Below are 14,630 nucleotides of genomic sequence, written 5' to 3'. Positions count from 1 at the left end.
ACGTACCGTGCAGCGCCGACAGGCGTCAGGCGGGGTACTCGTCGGGGAGTTTCATGCCCGGGTTCCCGTTGACGAGGTTGGGCTTCAGGTGCACGCGGCATCCGGCGTCCCGGGCCTGGGCGACGAGGCGGGCCACCCACTCGAAGGGCGGGCTGAAGGCCGGGACGAGCCCTCCTTCCTGGCGGGTCTCGGTCTGCGCGCCGATGACGACCCAGTCGAACATCGACAGGTCCGAGAACTCCAGGGGTTCCTTGAGCGGTTCGATGGACAGCCACTTCACTTTGACGCCTTCGATCTTGCGGAAGGCGTCCTCGGCGATCCGGACGCGCTTTTGCTCGTCGATGCTCGTGCCGACCCAGGCGGTCTTCGGCAGGTCGAGTTTGGTGTAGCGGGCGGGGAACTTCGTCAGGAGCAGGTAGTCCCAGTCGGGGTTGTGGTGCATCACGTCGTGGATTTCGTAGATCCACGCGTCGGGCACCCACCGTCCGTACAGGTCGGCCATGCTGCAGACGAAGACGCGCCGCCAGGAGGGGTCGTCGCGGTGCTGCTCGGGGATCTTCGTGTTGGCGGGGGCGCCGAGGCGCTCGTGGTGGAAGAGCGGCGTGAAGCCGGCGGGGTTGACCTGCTTGAAGCGCAGGGTGATCTCGCGTGCGTAGCAGTAGTCGCAGCCGTGGAGGCAGCCGGTGACGGGGTTCCAGGACCACTGCGCCCAGGAGATGCCCTCCCCGTCGCTCGTGTTGTTGAACGTCGGCTTCCCCCCGGGCCGGGGGTAAGAGACCTCCGCTCCATCATGGGTACGCAGGGTGAGCATCACCTTCCCGGGCTTCTCGGACGGCGCGTTCTCCGGCATCGCCCGCCGCCGCTGCTGGGCCTCCTTGTCCGCCTGGTCGAGCGGCATCTCCCCGGATCGGACCTTCTCCACCAGCTCGGGGGCATAGGTCTCCACCGCCTTCGCCCGCTGCACTGCCCGCGGCGAGGCACCAACAGCGCGGGCTGCCTTTGCCCGTGGGCGACGTTCCTCGGCGTCCTCCGCTGATTCGGGCGGATCCGCCCGAATCAGCGCGCCTGTGACCTGCGCGTTTGCGTTCTCACGCGCACGCCTCGCCGATTCACGCTGTGATTCCTTCGCTTCCTCTGCGAACGCCTTTTCGTATTCGAGAGCCAGAAAGGCGCGTTGGCCGGCGCTGAGCTGTCGGCGTGCGATGTTCTTGGAGACGATCAGATCCAAGATCGCGGATTCCGCGAAGTCCTTGGGGAGGACTTCGAAGTCGGCGTCGACGCCGGCGGCGTCGCAGGCGCGGTAGCGGTTGCGGCCGTCGATGAGGACGGTGCGGTTGTGGTTGAGGATGATCTTGTCCCGCAGTCCGTGGGTTTTGACGTCCCTGACCAGGTCGTCGAATTCGTCGCCTTCGATGAGGGGGAAGACGTCCGCGAAGGGGTGGATCTGGAAGGGGCCGAGCTTGCTCATGCGGGCTGTTCCTCAGTTTCGTCATCGTCGTTGGACCAGAAGGTCATTTGCTCGGGTTCTGCCGGCGGGGGCGTCTCTTCGAAGGTGCTGATCATGTCGATGCGGTCGTCGAGGCTGGCGGCGACCCATTCGTCTTCGCGGCTGCGGATGCCCTTGAGTTCGGCCTTGGTGAGGAACAGGCGGAACATGTCGCCCCGGAACAGCGCTGACTCTGTGCGGTGCCAGGTGACCGTGGCGTCGCGGCCGTGCTTCTTGAAGGCACGGCGGACGAGGTCTTCGGTCTTCGGGCGCCATTTGTCCGACGTCTCGATGAGGTAGGCCCACTGGTCCTTGTCGCGGATGATGGCGGCGAAGCACAGGTCGCGGTAGGGCGGCAGGTTCTTCTGCAGGAGGGCCATGCGGTCGAACAGCTCGATGCGGCCGCGGCGGGTGTCCTTGCTGCGCTTGAGGCCGCTGGCGTTGCAGCCCATGGTCGTCAGGCCGCGGAAGTAGCCGACGTTGCGGTCGGCGATCTCGCGGGAGAACGTCGGGCGCATCGCCCATTCGGTGATCGCGTTGGGGTCGTTGATCAAGAACACGGCGTCGGTGGAGCGGAGCATGCTGATCGAGGCGTCGCTGCCGCTCATGTTGGACACGCGGATGACCGCGCGTTCCGATCGCCAGGTGGTTTCATCCATTCGGATGTATCCGAACGCGGGGAGCTGTTCGTCGAGATTGGCCAGAAGGCGCAGGAACGTGTCGGGGTTGAGTTCGTGGAGGTACACCTCCACCGGGATCATGGATTGCGCGGCGTGGTAAGCCAGCAGTCCTGGGGAGCAGTTCCGGTGCCATTCACCGCCTTCGGGGACGTGGGCGTCGCCGGCCGTGAGGTCGAACCACACGAGGCGGAGAGGCGCTTTCCGCAGGTTACGGCTGGCTCCGACCTCCTCGCCGATCAGTTGGTTGAGCATCTTGTGCTTCGCGCTGGTGCGCCACCCGCTCCGCCCGACGCCCATTCGTTTTGCCACTGAAAGTCCTCCCCCGGGAATAGTTCCGCGCAGGACGGGCCCGCGCGGAGAGAAGGCGGAAAGTACTACGAGCCGCCACCGGGTGGAACTGAATGGCTAATTCCATTCGATCGTGCGGGAGTTTTCGCGCAGCGAACGTGTTGACGCTCTCGAAAATGACATCGAACACATCACGTGAATTCGCAAAGACGATCGACCTGGAAAGGAGGGTTGCACCGCGCGGGCATCCGCAGCGGCAGCAGCGTCCGGGCGGGGGCTACGCAGCGCTGATGCCTTCGGCTGTCCGTCGTGTCCGTACGCGATACCGCAGCCCGGCCCTGCGCTCTCCCGAACCCCACAGGCCGGACGGATCTCGAATGCCCGCCCGTCTCGGGGCGGATGAACGGCTGAGCACAAGCGGCCGGCGCCTCCCGCTCAGCCGCACCAGTGCTTCAGCTGCCCGCCGGCAGCGGTTACCTACCGCAAAGTGGGCCGGACTGCCGTCGCATTCGGCATGAGATGCACAGTGGGCTTGCTCCGGGGCCGTACCGCCATGCCGGCTCTCGGCACGACGTGCATGGGCCGACCTGGCCTGGCGCGCACCCCAAGAGTGCCGCGACGGCCCGGTGGTCCTGCGGCGACTGAAGGCTGCGAGGAGAGCGGAGCGATGGAGCCTCTGGTGTGAGCGGTTCGCTCGGCCTCGATGGTGGAACGTCGTGCAGTCCGATGTGTGCTGCCGGGGGCCGGTGCGGGGTAGGTGGTCGTGGCTCGCGCAGGGTGATGCCGGCGGACATGAGGGCGCCGGTGTCCCTGGAGACGCTGCCGCGTTGCTCCTTGTCCAGGCGTTGCTGGTAGGAGCACTCGTGGCTCAGGGCGAGCCGTTCCGGCTCGGCGGGGTCATCGTCGTCCACGGTGCCTGGCTGGGGATCGGCGAGTTCGTCGGTGGTGGTGTCCAGGTACCTGCCACGGTCTTGGGATGTGACCCACATGTGCGACGCCCGGCTGCGCCGTCCGGGCTGGGCGGGAAGGTAGAGAGGGACGTATTCGTTGGCGGCGGTGACGGCGACGAGCCGGTCGAGGTGCATGCCGAGGGTGGGCGCCCAGGTGCCGTGCCACTGGTTGCAGCGCCCGTGGCCGCGGTCCGGGCAGGGCAGGGGATTGCGGCTGTCGCACTTCTTGAGCTTCAGCTCCTTGACGCCGCCGCGGACCAGGAGGGCGTTGCCGCTGGACAACGCCTCCAACGGCATCTGGTCGATGCGGGCCCACGGCGCCCGTTCGATGAGGGGGGCGCTCGTGTCGTCGGTGGTCCACAGCGGGCTGAGTCCATCGGCGCGGGCGATGTCGCTGCGCTTGACGACCGCTCGCGGTGTTGCGTAGGAGAGCTGGATCTCGCACCCCAGCTTCAGTCCGTCTTCGCCGTGGACGAGTACGTCGGTGCGTCGTCGGCCGTCGGGTGCTCGGGCTTCGAGCTCCGCGGAGAACCCGGCGGCCTCGGCTGCCCGCGCGATGCGGTCCTTGAGGGCTTGGTGTCGAGGGCTTTCCGGGGCCGAGGAGTGCCGTCGGCCGGTGCTGTAGTGGACTGCGACGGGGCGTCCCTTCCACAGCCGCAGGAACATCCACTGCGGGCAGCCGGGATCGCGCTCCCGGCATTCCAGGCATGCCAGGTCGCCCTTGGTTGTTTTGCCGTACAACGCCTCCCACAGGAGCTGGTCTTCCCGGGCGTTGAGGTCGAGTTCGGAGAGGTTGATCGCACCGAGTTCCTTGTGGAACACACTGTGTGCCATGGCGTCAGGTCAGAGCTCCCAACCCGGCGTTGTCCTCGAAGACACGCACCCAGGGGACAAGTGCGGGCACGTTGCGTGGTCCGCTGGTGGCAGAGTGAGGTAGGTCATGGCGCGCACGGTAGGGAGGGGGACTGACACCGTGTCCCCCATCCGGAGTAGGCAGACGCCCTTCTCCGGGGCCCAATCACCCGGCAGGACGCATACCGGAGCCTGGGGTTGACGCGGGCGGTGCAGCTACCTGCACGGAACCCGACTCTGCGGCGAATCACTGATTGCCCACTGCCGCACACCTGATGTGCGGGTGCTGAATCGCCCAGCGCTTCAGCTGCCCGCCGGGCCGCTGACCGCTTCCCGGCGGGGCACCTGCCGTATGCTGCAGACCAGTTTCACGCCCGTGGAGGCCCGGCCACTCCCTTTGGCCGGGCCTCCACGTGTTCGTAGCAGCGCCTACTTCCGCCTCTTGGCGGCCTTCTCCGCTGCCTGCATGCGCTTGAGGACGGCCTCGTAGACGGTGGGGTCGTCCAGGTCGGCGAATGCCTGCATGAGGTGGAGTTGCACCTCCGAGCGGGGGATCCGGGGGCGGTTGAGGGCGTCGGCCAGCGCGACGGACCGCTTCTCGACGGCTCGCGTCACCGCAGGCGGGATCGCACGCGAGGCCGAGGGCTGCGTCTCCTCGACGAGCACGCCCTTGATGGTCTTGGCCAGGACGTCGACGTCCTCTTCCGTGTCGAGCTCCAGGTCGCCCGGCAGCATCTTGACCGTGTCCCGGAGGCGTTCGGCCGTGACCTTGTCCGCCCCGGCGGCGTCGGCGACCAGGACGTACACCGCGACCGCGGCGTTGAGGTTGAAGGCGTTGCGGACCGGGACGATCTCGCGGACCTGGCCCGGGTTGGTGATGTAGCCGCGGGCGGCGAGGACTTCCCCGATCGCCCAGCCGGCGCGCAGCTTGCTGCACTGGCCGAGCGAGATGCCTTTCTCCAGGGGGGCCCATTCCTCGATCGTGCGGTAGCAGCGTTCGGGCTCCAGCTTGTGGGGGGTTTCCCGGAAGAGGCGGCCGGTGGCGGTGGTGTCGAGTGCCTTGCCCTGGATGAACCAGGCGGTGTTGCCGAGGTCGATGCCTTCGTTGCAGAGCTGGAACCGTTCCTTCTCCTCGGGGCTGAGCGGTCCTTCCCCGGCGGGTTCGACCGGGTCGGGGATCTTGTGCAGGCCGGGACGGGCCTCCTCAACAGCGTCCTTGACGGCAGACTCGACGGCGGCTTCGCGTTCCTGCTCGGTGGTGCGGCTGCCTCTGGACAGGCGGTTGGCGGCTGCCTTGGTACCAGAGCTGCCGGCGGATTCCCAGCTTGTCTCTTCGCCCCAGTTGTTGCTCATGCTGCCTGCACCATCCCGCTCTTGACTGCGATGTCGCGGAAGAAGCCGGCGGTGTCGGACTTCGGCCGGTACATCTGGACGGGCTGGCCCATCGCGCGGGCTTCCTTGAGGTCGGCGCCGCGGTAGGGGACCTCGCCGAGGTTGGCCAGGTCGGGGTGCTTGCGCAGGTTGTTGAGGACCGCGGCGTCGAACCGTCCGGAGCCGCCCTTCGCGGTGCTGATGACGAGGCCGAGTTCGGTGAAGTCCTGGCGCTCCAGCTCCTCCATGATCATCTCGTGCTGGGCGAGCTGCATGTTGACGGCCTTCATGGCCCACCGGTCGACGTCGACCATGGTGATGGCGCCGTCCGAGGCGGCGGTCATGGAGTCGGTGTCGGTGTCGATGGCCGGCCGGGTGTCGAGCAGGATGTAGTCGTACTCCCCCTGGAACCGGGCGAGCATCTTGCGGTGGGTGTGCAGCGCGTTACCCCGCTCGCGGAGGCGGGCCGGGAGGAACTGCATGTCCATGCTGGCCGGGAGGAGATGGATGTTCTCGAACGGCCTGGCCACCAGCGGGTGCGGGTCCTTCCCGCCGAGCAGACAGGTGACCTGCGTGTCGCCCTCGTCCTCGTCGAGCATCTCGATCTTGTAGGCGTCCGTAGCGTTCCCGGAGGGGTCGCCGTCGACGATGAGGACGCGCAGCCCGAAGGAGGCGAGCGAGCCTGCGAGGTTGATGGTCGTCGTCGTCTTGCCGACGCCGCCCTTCTGATTGCACATCACGATGATGCGGGTCATGCCCCGTTCGGCGAACGGGAGCGGCCCGTACCTGAGCCAGTCGGCGGCCGGGAGTCCTGTTGTTGTCATGGGAGGGACGATAGTCAGACCGGCACCCCGGACCGGGCAGCGAGCCCGTGCCCGCGCCGGTGGCGGCCGTGGTAGGGCTCCGTGCGTCACCCGTACGGGGTCTGGGGGTCTTGCCCAATTGGGCAAGAATGATCTTGGTCAGCGATCGAGCGCACCCCGCGCCGGACGCCACCCACGCGAAGACGCCGGACAAGGCAAGCGCGGTCACCCGAAATCGTCATGGTTGCCGTTCGGCGAACGGCTGGGCCCCGCCCACCCTTCGGTGAAAGCCACGCTGCCGCTCTTCCTCCGCGATGCGATCGATGAGTACGGCGTTGTCGATGTACAGGGCGACAGCGTCGAGGACCAGGCGCTGGAGCTCGGCCGGGTCGAGCGCCTCGACCTCCCACTGCACCGGCTGGCCGGGGTCGAGCTCGTACCGGTCCGCGAACGCTAGCCAACGCGGGTCGCCGGCCTTCCCAGTAGCTGCGGGCAGCTCGTGCTCGCGTACCTGGTCGTGTGTAAGCAGGACGCGCTCCACGTGGCTCCAGCAGGCTGTGCGGACCACCCAGTCCCGTTCGATGTCCCCACGATGGCCATTTCGTGACGGAAACGGACCGAGAACGCATCACGAAAAGGCGTTCCAGCACGGTATTTTCGTGACGGGTAGACGGCCTGTTGCCGTCACGTTTTACAGGAGGGGGAGGAACGTGGGGACAGCAGCCGACCAACCGGCGTGCGAGGGGTGCGGGGCGCCACTCCTCACGAGCACGGAGGCGACGACGCGGGGGCGCGGACGTCCGGCCCGCTACTGCAACGACGCCTGCCGGGCGCGGGCCTACCGGGCCCGCAAGGCGGGGCGCCGGCGGGCGCTCCCGGCGATGGCGGCCGCGCACCTGGTCCTCGCCGACGCCCGCGCCCTGCCGCTGCCCGACGCATCGATGGACCTGATCGTCACCTCACCCCCGTACTTCGCGCAGCGCTCCTACGGCGGCTCCGGCGAGGACCTCCCGGGGCAGATCGGCTGCGAGCCCTCGCCGGAGGCGTATCTGGACGCCATGTGGGAGTGCACCGCGGAGTGGGCCCGCGTCCTCAAGCCCTCCGGCTCGATGTTCGTACTGCTCGGCGACAAGTACGTCGGTGCCCCCAGCGGAGCCGTCCAGGGCGGCGCGTGCGGCGCAGGCTCCGAGCACGACCGCAAGCGCGGCCGATCCCAGATAGCGCCCAAGCGCCACAAGGTGACCACCACCGTGCCGAACAAGTCGCTGCTGGGCCTGCCGTGGCGCTACGCGATCGGCGCCGTGGACCGCCTCGGACTCGTGCACCGGGCCGAGATGATCTGGCACAAGCTCAACCCCATGCCCGAGTCCGTCGCTGACCGCGTCGCACGCGCCCACGAGACCGTCTTCCACTTCACCCGAGGACCGCGGTACTGGCACGATCCCGAGCACGCCCGTCTGCCCAGCGTGTGGACCGTGCCCACCACCCCGCTGCGCCTGCCGGCCGAACTGGAGGATGCCCGGCACTTCGCCGCCATGCCTGAGGCCCTGCCCCGGCGGCTCATCCTCGGCTACGCCCCGCCGCTAGGGATCGTCCTGGACCCCTTCGGCGGCACCGGCACCACCGCGGCGGCCGCCAAGGCCCTCGGACGCGTCGGCATCAGCGCGGACCTCTCACCCGCGTACACCCGACTCGCCGCCTGGCGCAGCCAGACTCTCCCCGACACCGTCCGCCGCCGCGCCACCACCCGCCGCTGACGCGGCACCAACCTCCGGAGACAGCACATCTACCCAGCCGGTCAGTTGAGCCCTCAGTGTGTCCTTCTCGCAGGCCACGTACAGGGCGGTCGTCTGGCCGGCGGTCCGGTCCAGGCCGAACCAGTCGGGCGCGTCCCGGAGGAATGCACCGGCGTCCGGCCAGGCGGGCGGAGCGTGGACCTCGCGTAACGGGTCGATGAGCTCGGGGAACCGCTCCTCCCGGCGGGCCTGGGCAAGACGGGCGGACAGACGCCGGTATGTCGGTGCGGTGTGCGGGATCAGACCCGCCGCGACGAGCCGGTAGTACGCCTGGCGGAGGGTACAGCTGCCGACCTCGTCGTAGCTGGTGACGATGTCGGCGGCGCGGTCCACGATGCGCGGCCACTGGAGTCTGCTCACACCGGTACATGTACCCCTCGGGCCCGGCCGTCATCAAAGCGTTGCGCGACCTCACCGCAGCGGCAGAGGAAGCGCTCGAAGAGCGTTGGCCGATCGGCGTGCTCCGGTCGGACACGAACCGTCCAGCCCGACCAAGATCGTTCTTGCCCAATTGGGCAAGAACGATCTTGGTCAGCGATCAAGCGTTTCCCTCAAGTCGCTTCCGGAGTCGCGGATGGACCGTCCGCTCCGGGGGGGGCAGCGGTGCCGGGCTCCCCGCTCCGCCGCCCCGCAGGGCGCCCGGCGAACGCTCCGGCTGGAGGGGTGTGTGCTCCGCTCGGGTACGCGGCACTCCGCCGCCGGTCCGGAAGTGCCGCGACAGCGACGGGTAGCGCCCAGGGCCGGCAGTGCCTTCCTCCGGCCGTGTCGCCGATGGCGGCGCGCAGGCCGTGCATCCCGTTCAGGAGGTCGACAGCGCCGTGTTCCGCCCGCCCAGAACACGGCGAGCGCTTCCTCGTCACCGCGTTCTGCGGGCAGTTGGGCGCCGAGCATGCGACCGCGACCAGCGCCCCTCCGACTGCTCCCTGCGTGGCCGTCGCCACCTCGGCAGTGCACTCCGGCCAGGTACGGATCACCGGCCGCCGCTGGATACCCGGTTGCTTACCCTGCCACATACCCGCAGGTGAGAGGTTCGCTGATGTTTCCCCAACGCAGCGGCGGGCGGCACCTTATGGTGCCGCCCGCCGTCGTCGCGTACCTGGTCAGCTGCGGAAGCCGTCCAGGACCTCGTCGGGTACGTACCCGTCCTTCAGCAGTTGCACGGCAGCCGCGCGGATGTCGCCCGCGGCCGACTGCTTGAGTCCCAGCTCCTGCATGACGTCCTTCAGCGGCACGAGTTCGGCGTCCGGTTCGCGGGGGTCGGCGCCGGCCGCCAGGAGCATCCGTGCGATCCGGCGCTCGTTGCGCTCCCGAGGGGAGAGCCGCGCGTAGTCCTCCGCCGCAACCGCCCGGCACTCCGCCTGCCACGCAGCGGCCCGGTCCCGCTCCGCCTGCAGCGCTGCCTCCGCTGCCTTCGCGGCGGCCTCGGCCGCCTTCTGCTCGGAAACTTTCCCCTCCGCTACCGCGTTGAGCCGGTCCGCTTCGACCCGCTCCGCCTTCAGGCCCTTCTCCTTCGCCGCCAGGAGTTCCGCCTTCGCCCGGTGCTCCGCCTTCGCCCTCTCCTCGTCGTCCTCCGCCTGCTGACGGCGGGCGGCCATGATCTCCGCCGACTCCAGCACGTCCTCCTCGGCCTGCGCCTGACGCTCCGCCGCCCGGCGCTCTCGCTCCGCCTGCGCCTTGACGGACTCCGCCTTCGCCTGTGCCTGCACCGTGGCGGCCTCCGACTCGGCCGCCGCCGTGCCGGTCTCGGCGGCCACCAGGTGCTTGGCGCCCTCCACGCGCGCAGCTGCCCGCAGCTTCGTGATCTTCAGTTCCGCATCGCGCTCCGCCTGCTCGGCCTCTGCCTCCGCCTGCTGCTTCGCCTGCTCCGCCTCCGCGTCCGCCTGCCGCTTGGCTTCCTTCGCCCGCCGCTGCTCGGCCGCTGCCTCCCACTGCGCGGGGAGTTCCAGTGCCTGGGTGACGGTGTAGCCGCGGGAGGCCATCGTCATCGGCAGCTGTTCCTTTTCGGTCGCCTGCGACAGGTCGCCCTTGTACTTCTGGCCCAGCCACACCTTGTAGCCCGCGAGGTCCTTCTCGCGCTGGACCATCTCCGGGTAGGACCGCACCTCGGCCAGGCGCATCCGCCGGTAGAGCGCGGGGGTGGCGAGCGGCGAGAGGATCCAGCGGTGCAGGGGGATCCGGTCCGCCACGGTGTCGGTCGCCAGCAGGTGCCGGGCAGCCTCGACGCCGAGGATGAACAGGACAGGCATGGCCGCGTGCGACACCGAACGCAGTGGGTTCGCCCAGAGTGCGGCCCAGACGCTGCCGGCGGCCGTGGTGTCGAGGCCGTCAGCGGCGTTGAAAACGACCGTGGCCAGCGTCATGGCGTGTGCGGCGGAGCGCAGCACTGGCCAGGCTTTGCCGCGTCGGACCATCACGAGATCCGCGGCGAGCAGCGCCACGATGGACGCGTCGATCCCGATCGGGAACCACCAGGCCAGGGTGGGGCCGAACCCGTGGCCTGCGGCGAACTCCTTCAGCGTCGTGTAGGAGGCGGCGAATCCGATGGTGCCGACCAGCGGCATACCGACGAGGGCCACTGCCAGGAGCAGCCACTCGACCAGGGCCGCGCGCCAGCCCGTCTTCGCAGGGGCCTGGTCCTCCTCTTCGGTGGCCGGGGTTGCCGGGGCTGCGTCGGTCGTGGCCGGATCCGTGGACGGGGGGAGGGTGGCCGCGGTCGCCGACCTCTGGCCAACCAGGCGCCCCATGGCCGGAGCGCCCTTGCCGGTGGCCGGAGTGGCCTCGTGGCCGGGCGGAGTGGCCGGGGCCGTCTCCGGAGTGGCCCCGGCCATGGCCCCCTGGGTGGCCGCCCTCTGGCCGGGCGTCAGGACGTCGTCGATCGGGTTCATCCCGGCATCTTCTCGTGCCGAACGGCTGCGCGGAGCGCCGCCCCACGTGTCCGGAGCGGACGGCAGCGTCTGCGGAGTGCGCGGTGGTGTGTCCGGAGCGGGCGGCGGACCGCCGGTGGTGAGGAGGGAGGGGTAGGTTGTGGGGTGTTGCATGGTTGTCCTTCCGGGCGGCCGGGGCGGGCCGGGAGGTGTGATCTCCCGGCCCGTTGTCGTGGTCACGGCTGCGGTTCCAGGCCGAGCAGGTGGTAGGGGAACGGGGTGTCCTCGATGCGGACGCTGCGGTCGCCGATCCAGTACCAGTGGAACGGGAACCGAGGTGCGCGCAGGGTCATCAGCGCCACCGCGCGGTGGTGTCCGTCGGTGACGTACACGTCGCCCCAGCGGTCGGAGATGCCGAGGGTGATCGGGGTCTGCAGGCCCTGACGGGGGATCGATTCGCACAGGCCGGCCACGATGGACGCGTCCTTCTCCCGCCGGGCGAAGCGCTTGTGCGCGTCGGCCCAGCGTGTGTACTCGGTGGGGCGGATCGCGTCATCGCGCAGCAGCGCGGTCGGCATCTGGCCTCGGTAGCGCACCTGCTCACCCGCCGTTCGTGGTGCGGGCGATGACGCCGCGCGTGGTGGTGGTGACCTGGCGGTGTTCCTGGTGGACGGGCCCGGCGTAGTGGTGGTGGGCGGCGGGGGTGTCCTGGGAGGCGGCCTTGGTGTGCTTGATGACCCGGGCCAGGGCGATGAGGAGGGCGACGGGGGCGGCGCCGGCCAGGGCCAGGACCACCGGGTCGACCTGGCCCAGCGCCCACAGGACGAGCGCCGTGGAGCCGCCGACCGGAACGGACGCCACACCGGCCGCGAGCATCAGGCCGCTGGCGTCGGTGGCGCGTTGGCTCATCGGGGGCTGGCCAGGCTGGGCGACGGGGGGAGCGGTGCCGGTCAGGGGGAGCGGGCTGGTGTCGCGGTAGACCGTCGGCATGGCCGGGGCGGGCCGGTAGGCGTCCTCCACGGCGCCGATCAGGGCCGCCACGTGGGACTCGGCGTCGCCCGCGGGAGGGGTTGCGGGGGGCCGCTGGGGGTGCTGGAACATGATGTTCCTCTTTCACGGTGAGTAACTGTCAGGCCCGGTGTCAGAGCGGTGTTTTTGACAGTCAGGGCCGCTGTCAGGGCCTGTCACGTGGGATTTCCTGTGACTTCCCTTTAGGCCCTGGCCGGGCCTGACAGTCAAATGTCAGGCCCGGCCGTGACTGTCACACCGTCACCATCGGTGACGGTCAGGCGGGGACGAAGGGGCTCTCGACGATCGTGTAGACGCCGTGGGCGTCGTGCCGCAGCACACCCAGCTCCGTGAGCTTCTTCAGCTCGCCCTGCAGCCAGGGCCGCTTGCGGCCGGCGGCCAGCGTGGCGGGGATCAGGTCGGCCGGCTCGAACTCCAGACGCTGGCTGTGCATCCAGCCGTCGATCTCGCCGTAGAGGATTTCGCGGGCCTCCTCGGTCGACGGCCGGGCGGGCGCGGCGAACTCGATGCCGGAGTCGGGGTCGGCGTCGGGGACGTCGTCTTCCAGAACGAGGTGGGCGTAGTCGGCATCGGGCTCGGGGTCACCGGGGATGGCGCCCATCACCTCGTCGTAGGTGTCTTGCAACTCCACCTGCTCGGCCTCGCTGAAGGTGTCGTCCATGGCGTCGTCCATCCCGTCATCGGAGTGGGGATCCTGCACTCCCGGAACCGCTGCGGCGGCGGGCGGAGTGGCGCTCCGCGTGGCCGGAGCAGCGGTCATCGGAGCCGGAGCTGCGCTCTGCACGCCCGGAGTGGTGCGGTTGGTGCCGCGGTGGGCGCGCTGCTCGTACGCCTGTCCGAGCGCGGCGGCGGTCGTGGTGTCCAGCGGATCCCGGTACGGAGCGGCGGCGGCCACCAGGCCGGCCAGCACGTCGCGTTCGGTCAGGCCGGAGCGGACCTCCGTCGTCCATCGGGCGTCCGGGATGCCCATGCCGGTGGCGAAGGCGTAGCCGGGGCGGTCCGAGCCCCAGGCCGGAACGGCGCCCGCGTCCGTGACGCGGTCCGGGAGGCAGAACCCGGCATCGCCCGCTTCGTTGACGCCGAAGCACATCGTGGCCTGGAGGTTGGCGCGTACGTCGGTGGAGACGTTGGTCCAGGTGGCGCGCTGGAGGCTGATGCCCAGCCAGATGCCCACCGAGCGGGCCTTGCGGGCGATCTCCTCCAGTTCGTCGAAGTCGGCGACGTCGGCCGCCTCCTCGATCCACACCAGTAGGGCGTTGAGGGAGGAGTCCGGGGTCCACTGGTCCAGGCCCTCTTCGGCGAGCTGGTCGCCACGGGCCTTGATGGCGGCCGGCAGCGCGCGCAGCATCCGCTTGGCTGTCTTGGCGTCCTGGATCAGCCAGTCGATGCCGTCGGCGATGTGCCCCACGGTCTGCCGGCCCTTGGCCAGGTCCACCAGGAAGATGCTCATCTTCCGGCGTGTGGCCAGGTGGGCCACCAGCGAGCGCAGCAGCTCGGACTTGCCGGCGCCGGTCACGCCCATCACCAGGACGTGCTGGAGGATCGCCGCGGCGAACGGGTTGATCGCCCACACCTCGCCGTCGGCATAGAGCCCGAGCGGGATCTCGGCGGTGGGCAGCAGCCCCAGTTCGCGCGGCATCGCGAACGGGACGCCGTCCTTGAGGAGGTCGGCGACCCGCAGCGACACGGTGCCCTGGGAGGCGTCCTCCGCATCCGCGGTGACGATGACGCCGGACGGCGGGACCTGGAGTGCCGCCGCGACCTTGCCGGTGGTCGCCTGGACCGCTTCGATCGTTCCTCCCGGCTCCACCGCCAGCTGCGCGGAGACGGTGCCCTTGCCCGAGCCCTTGGCGTCCTTGACGCGGACCTTCTCCAGGCCGATCGCCTGCGCCAGGGCGCCCAGCCCGTTCTTGTCGCCGCTCTCGGCGGCCTCGGCGGGGCCGCCGTTGCGCATCAGCTGCCGCACGTTCCAGCTCGCGGCGACCAGCCCGCCGCCCAGCAGCCAGAAGTCCAGCACCGGGTGCACGAACGGGCCGGCGGCCGTCGCGCAGGTCAGCCATCCCATCCCCGCCGCGACGCTCGCGGTGGCCTGGGCGCGGCGGAAGCGGCCGACTTTGCTGTCGCTGCCGGCGCTCTTCCACGTCACGGCGGACAGGGCCGTGCCGCCGACTGCCAGGGCGGCCGAGGCCAGCCCGGCCGACAGCGGGGCATCGCCCCACATGGTGTTGGTCGCCAGCCCGGCCAGCGGCGGCAGGACGGCGGCGCCGGCCCACGGGGAGACGTACGGCAGCACCCGGCCGACCAGGTAGCCAGCCACTCCGCCCTTGCCGACCGGCACGATCTCCGCGCCGGTGGACTGCGTGTTCACGCTCTTGCGACGGCTCATCACTCCTCCTCGTAGTCGTCGGGCAGGTAGTCCTGGTCGGCCTCTTTGCAGGCCGCGTTGCAGTACGGGTAGCCGCCGGGGGCACCGCACAAGATGCATTCGGGCAGGTCGTCGCACCCGTCCAT

The 14,630-nt window shown here is 69.9% G+C and carries 13 protein-coding genes; 2 read left to right on the top strand and 11 right to left on the bottom strand.

Annotation, left to right across the window (positions count from 1 at the left end; translation table 11 throughout):
• Positions 1-25 precede the first annotated feature (25 nt).
• The 5 genes from LIU39_RS23875 to LIU39_RS23855 all read right to left on the bottom strand — a co-directional run bounded on the left by LIU39_RS23875 (position 26) and on the right by LIU39_RS23855 (position 6,451).
• Entirely contained in the window at positions 26-1,468 is a 1,443-nt protein-coding gene (locus LIU39_RS23875) for a DUF5131 family protein (RefSeq protein WP_227048913.1), read from the bottom strand.
• Positions 1,465-2,475 (bottom strand): hypothetical protein, encoded by a 1,011-nt coding sequence (locus LIU39_RS23870; RefSeq protein WP_227048912.1) that lies wholly within the window; start codon positions 2,473-2,475, stop codon positions 1,465-1,467. The genes LIU39_RS23875 and LIU39_RS23870 overlap by 4 nt, the downstream gene beginning before the upstream one ends.
• 452 nt (positions 2,476-2,927) lie before the next feature.
• The gene (locus LIU39_RS23865; RefSeq protein WP_227048911.1) at positions 2,928-4,238 is read right to left on the bottom strand and encodes a competence protein CoiA family protein; all 1,311 of its coding nucleotides are present in this window, start codon (positions 4,236-4,238) and stop codon (positions 2,928-2,930) included.
• Between the two features lie 447 nt (positions 4,239-4,685).
• Positions 4,686-5,609, bottom strand: coding sequence for a hypothetical protein (locus tag LIU39_RS23860; RefSeq protein WP_227048910.1), 924 nt, complete (start codon positions 5,607-5,609; stop codon positions 4,686-4,688).
• Positions 5,606-6,451, bottom strand: a complete 846-nt coding sequence (locus LIU39_RS23855; RefSeq protein ID WP_227048909.1) for a ParA family protein — start codon at positions 6,449-6,451, stop codon at positions 5,606-5,608. The genes LIU39_RS23860 and LIU39_RS23855 overlap by 4 nt, the downstream gene beginning before the upstream one ends.
• Positions 6,452-6,713: 262 nt before the next feature.
• Between LIU39_RS23855 and LIU39_RS23850 the strand changes: the two genes are divergently transcribed.
• Both LIU39_RS23850 and LIU39_RS23845 read left to right on the top strand, forming a co-directional pair.
• Positions 6,714-6,887, top strand: a complete 174-nt coding sequence (locus LIU39_RS23850) for a hypothetical protein (protein ID WP_227048908.1) — start codon at positions 6,714-6,716, stop codon at positions 6,885-6,887.
• Between the two features lie 253 nt (positions 6,888-7,140).
• Positions 7,141-8,187 carry a DNA-methyltransferase gene (locus tag LIU39_RS23845; RefSeq protein ID WP_227048907.1) on the top strand — a complete coding sequence of 349 codons (1,047 nt, stop codon included), beginning with the start codon at positions 7,141-7,143 and terminating at the stop codon, positions 8,185-8,187.
• Here the strand turns inward: LIU39_RS23845 and LIU39_RS23840 are convergent.
• From LIU39_RS23840 to LIU39_RS35025, 6 genes are all read right to left on the bottom strand, one after another.
• A complete protein-coding gene (locus LIU39_RS23840) occupies positions 8,104-8,586 on the bottom strand; it encodes a hypothetical protein (RefSeq protein WP_227048906.1) in 483 nt (160 codons plus the stop codon). The two genes, LIU39_RS23845 and LIU39_RS23840, sit on opposite strands and share 84 nt — an antisense overlap.
• Positions 8,587-9,326: 740 nt before the next feature.
• On the bottom strand, positions 9,327-11,111 hold the full coding sequence (locus LIU39_RS35030; protein ID WP_264483174.1) for a DUF2637 domain-containing protein: 1,785 nt from the start codon (positions 11,109-11,111) through the stop codon (positions 9,327-9,329).
• Positions 11,112-11,326: 215 nt separating this feature from the next.
• On the bottom strand, positions 11,327-11,668 hold the full coding sequence (locus tag LIU39_RS23830; protein WP_227048905.1) for a ParB N-terminal domain-containing protein: 342 nt from the start codon (positions 11,666-11,668) through the stop codon (positions 11,327-11,329).
• A 22-nt stretch (positions 11,669-11,690) separates the two neighbouring features.
• On the bottom strand, positions 11,691-12,191 hold the full coding sequence (locus LIU39_RS23825) for a hypothetical protein (protein ID WP_227048904.1): 501 nt from the start codon (positions 12,189-12,191) through the stop codon (positions 11,691-11,693).
• 184 nt (positions 12,192-12,375) lie between these two features.
• Entirely contained in the window at positions 12,376-14,505 is a 2,130-nt protein-coding gene (locus tag LIU39_RS23820; RefSeq protein WP_227048903.1) for an FtsK/SpoIIIE domain-containing protein, read from the bottom strand.
• Positions 14,505-14,630 (bottom strand): hypothetical protein, encoded by a 126-nt coding sequence (locus LIU39_RS35025; RefSeq protein WP_264483173.1) that lies wholly within the window; start codon positions 14,628-14,630, stop codon positions 14,505-14,507. Before LIU39_RS35025 ends, LIU39_RS23820 begins: the two co-directional genes overlap by 1 nt.

It is taken from the genome of Streptomyces pinistramenti (assembly GCF_020564935.1).
In the GTDB taxonomy this organism is placed as follows: domain Bacteria; phylum Actinomycetota; class Actinomycetes; order Streptomycetales; family Streptomycetaceae; genus Streptomyces; species Streptomyces pinistramenti.
Note: the sequence above shows the minus strand (reverse complement) of the source record. Positions and strands in the feature narration are given on the sequence as shown.

Coding starts and splice junctions, on each gene's coding strand:
- LIU39_RS23875 (WP_227048913.1), bottom strand. CDS start 1,468: ATGAGCAAGCTCGGCCCCTTCCAGATCCACCCCTTCGCGGACGTCTTC.
- LIU39_RS23865 (WP_227048911.1), bottom strand. CDS start 4,238: ATGGCACACAGTGTGTTCCACAAGGAACTCGGTGCGATCAACCTCTCC.
- LIU39_RS23860 (WP_227048910.1), bottom strand. CDS start 5,609: ATGAGCAACAACTGGGGCGAAGAGACAAGCTGGGAATCCGCCGGCAGC.
- LIU39_RS23855 (WP_227048909.1), bottom strand. CDS start 6,451: ATGACAACAACAGGACTCCCGGCCGCCGACTGGCTCAGGTACGGGCCG.
- LIU39_RS35030 (WP_264483174.1), bottom strand. CDS start 11,111: ATGAACCCGATCGACGACGTCCTGACGCCCGGCCAGAGGGCGGCCACC.
- LIU39_RS23830 (WP_227048905.1), bottom strand. CDS start 11,668: ATGCCGACCGCGCTGCTGCGCGATGACGCGATCCGCCCCACCGAGTAC.
- LIU39_RS23825 (WP_227048904.1), bottom strand. CDS start 12,191: ATGTTCCAGCACCCCCAGCGGCCCCCCGCAACCCCTCCCGCGGGCGAC.
- LIU39_RS23820 (WP_227048903.1), bottom strand. CDS start 14,505: ATGAGCCGTCGCAAGAGCGTGAACACGCAGTCCACCGGCGCGGAGATC.
- LIU39_RS35025 (WP_264483173.1), bottom strand. CDS start 14,630: ATGGACGGGTGCGACGACCTGCCCGAATGCATCTTGTGCGGTGCCCCC.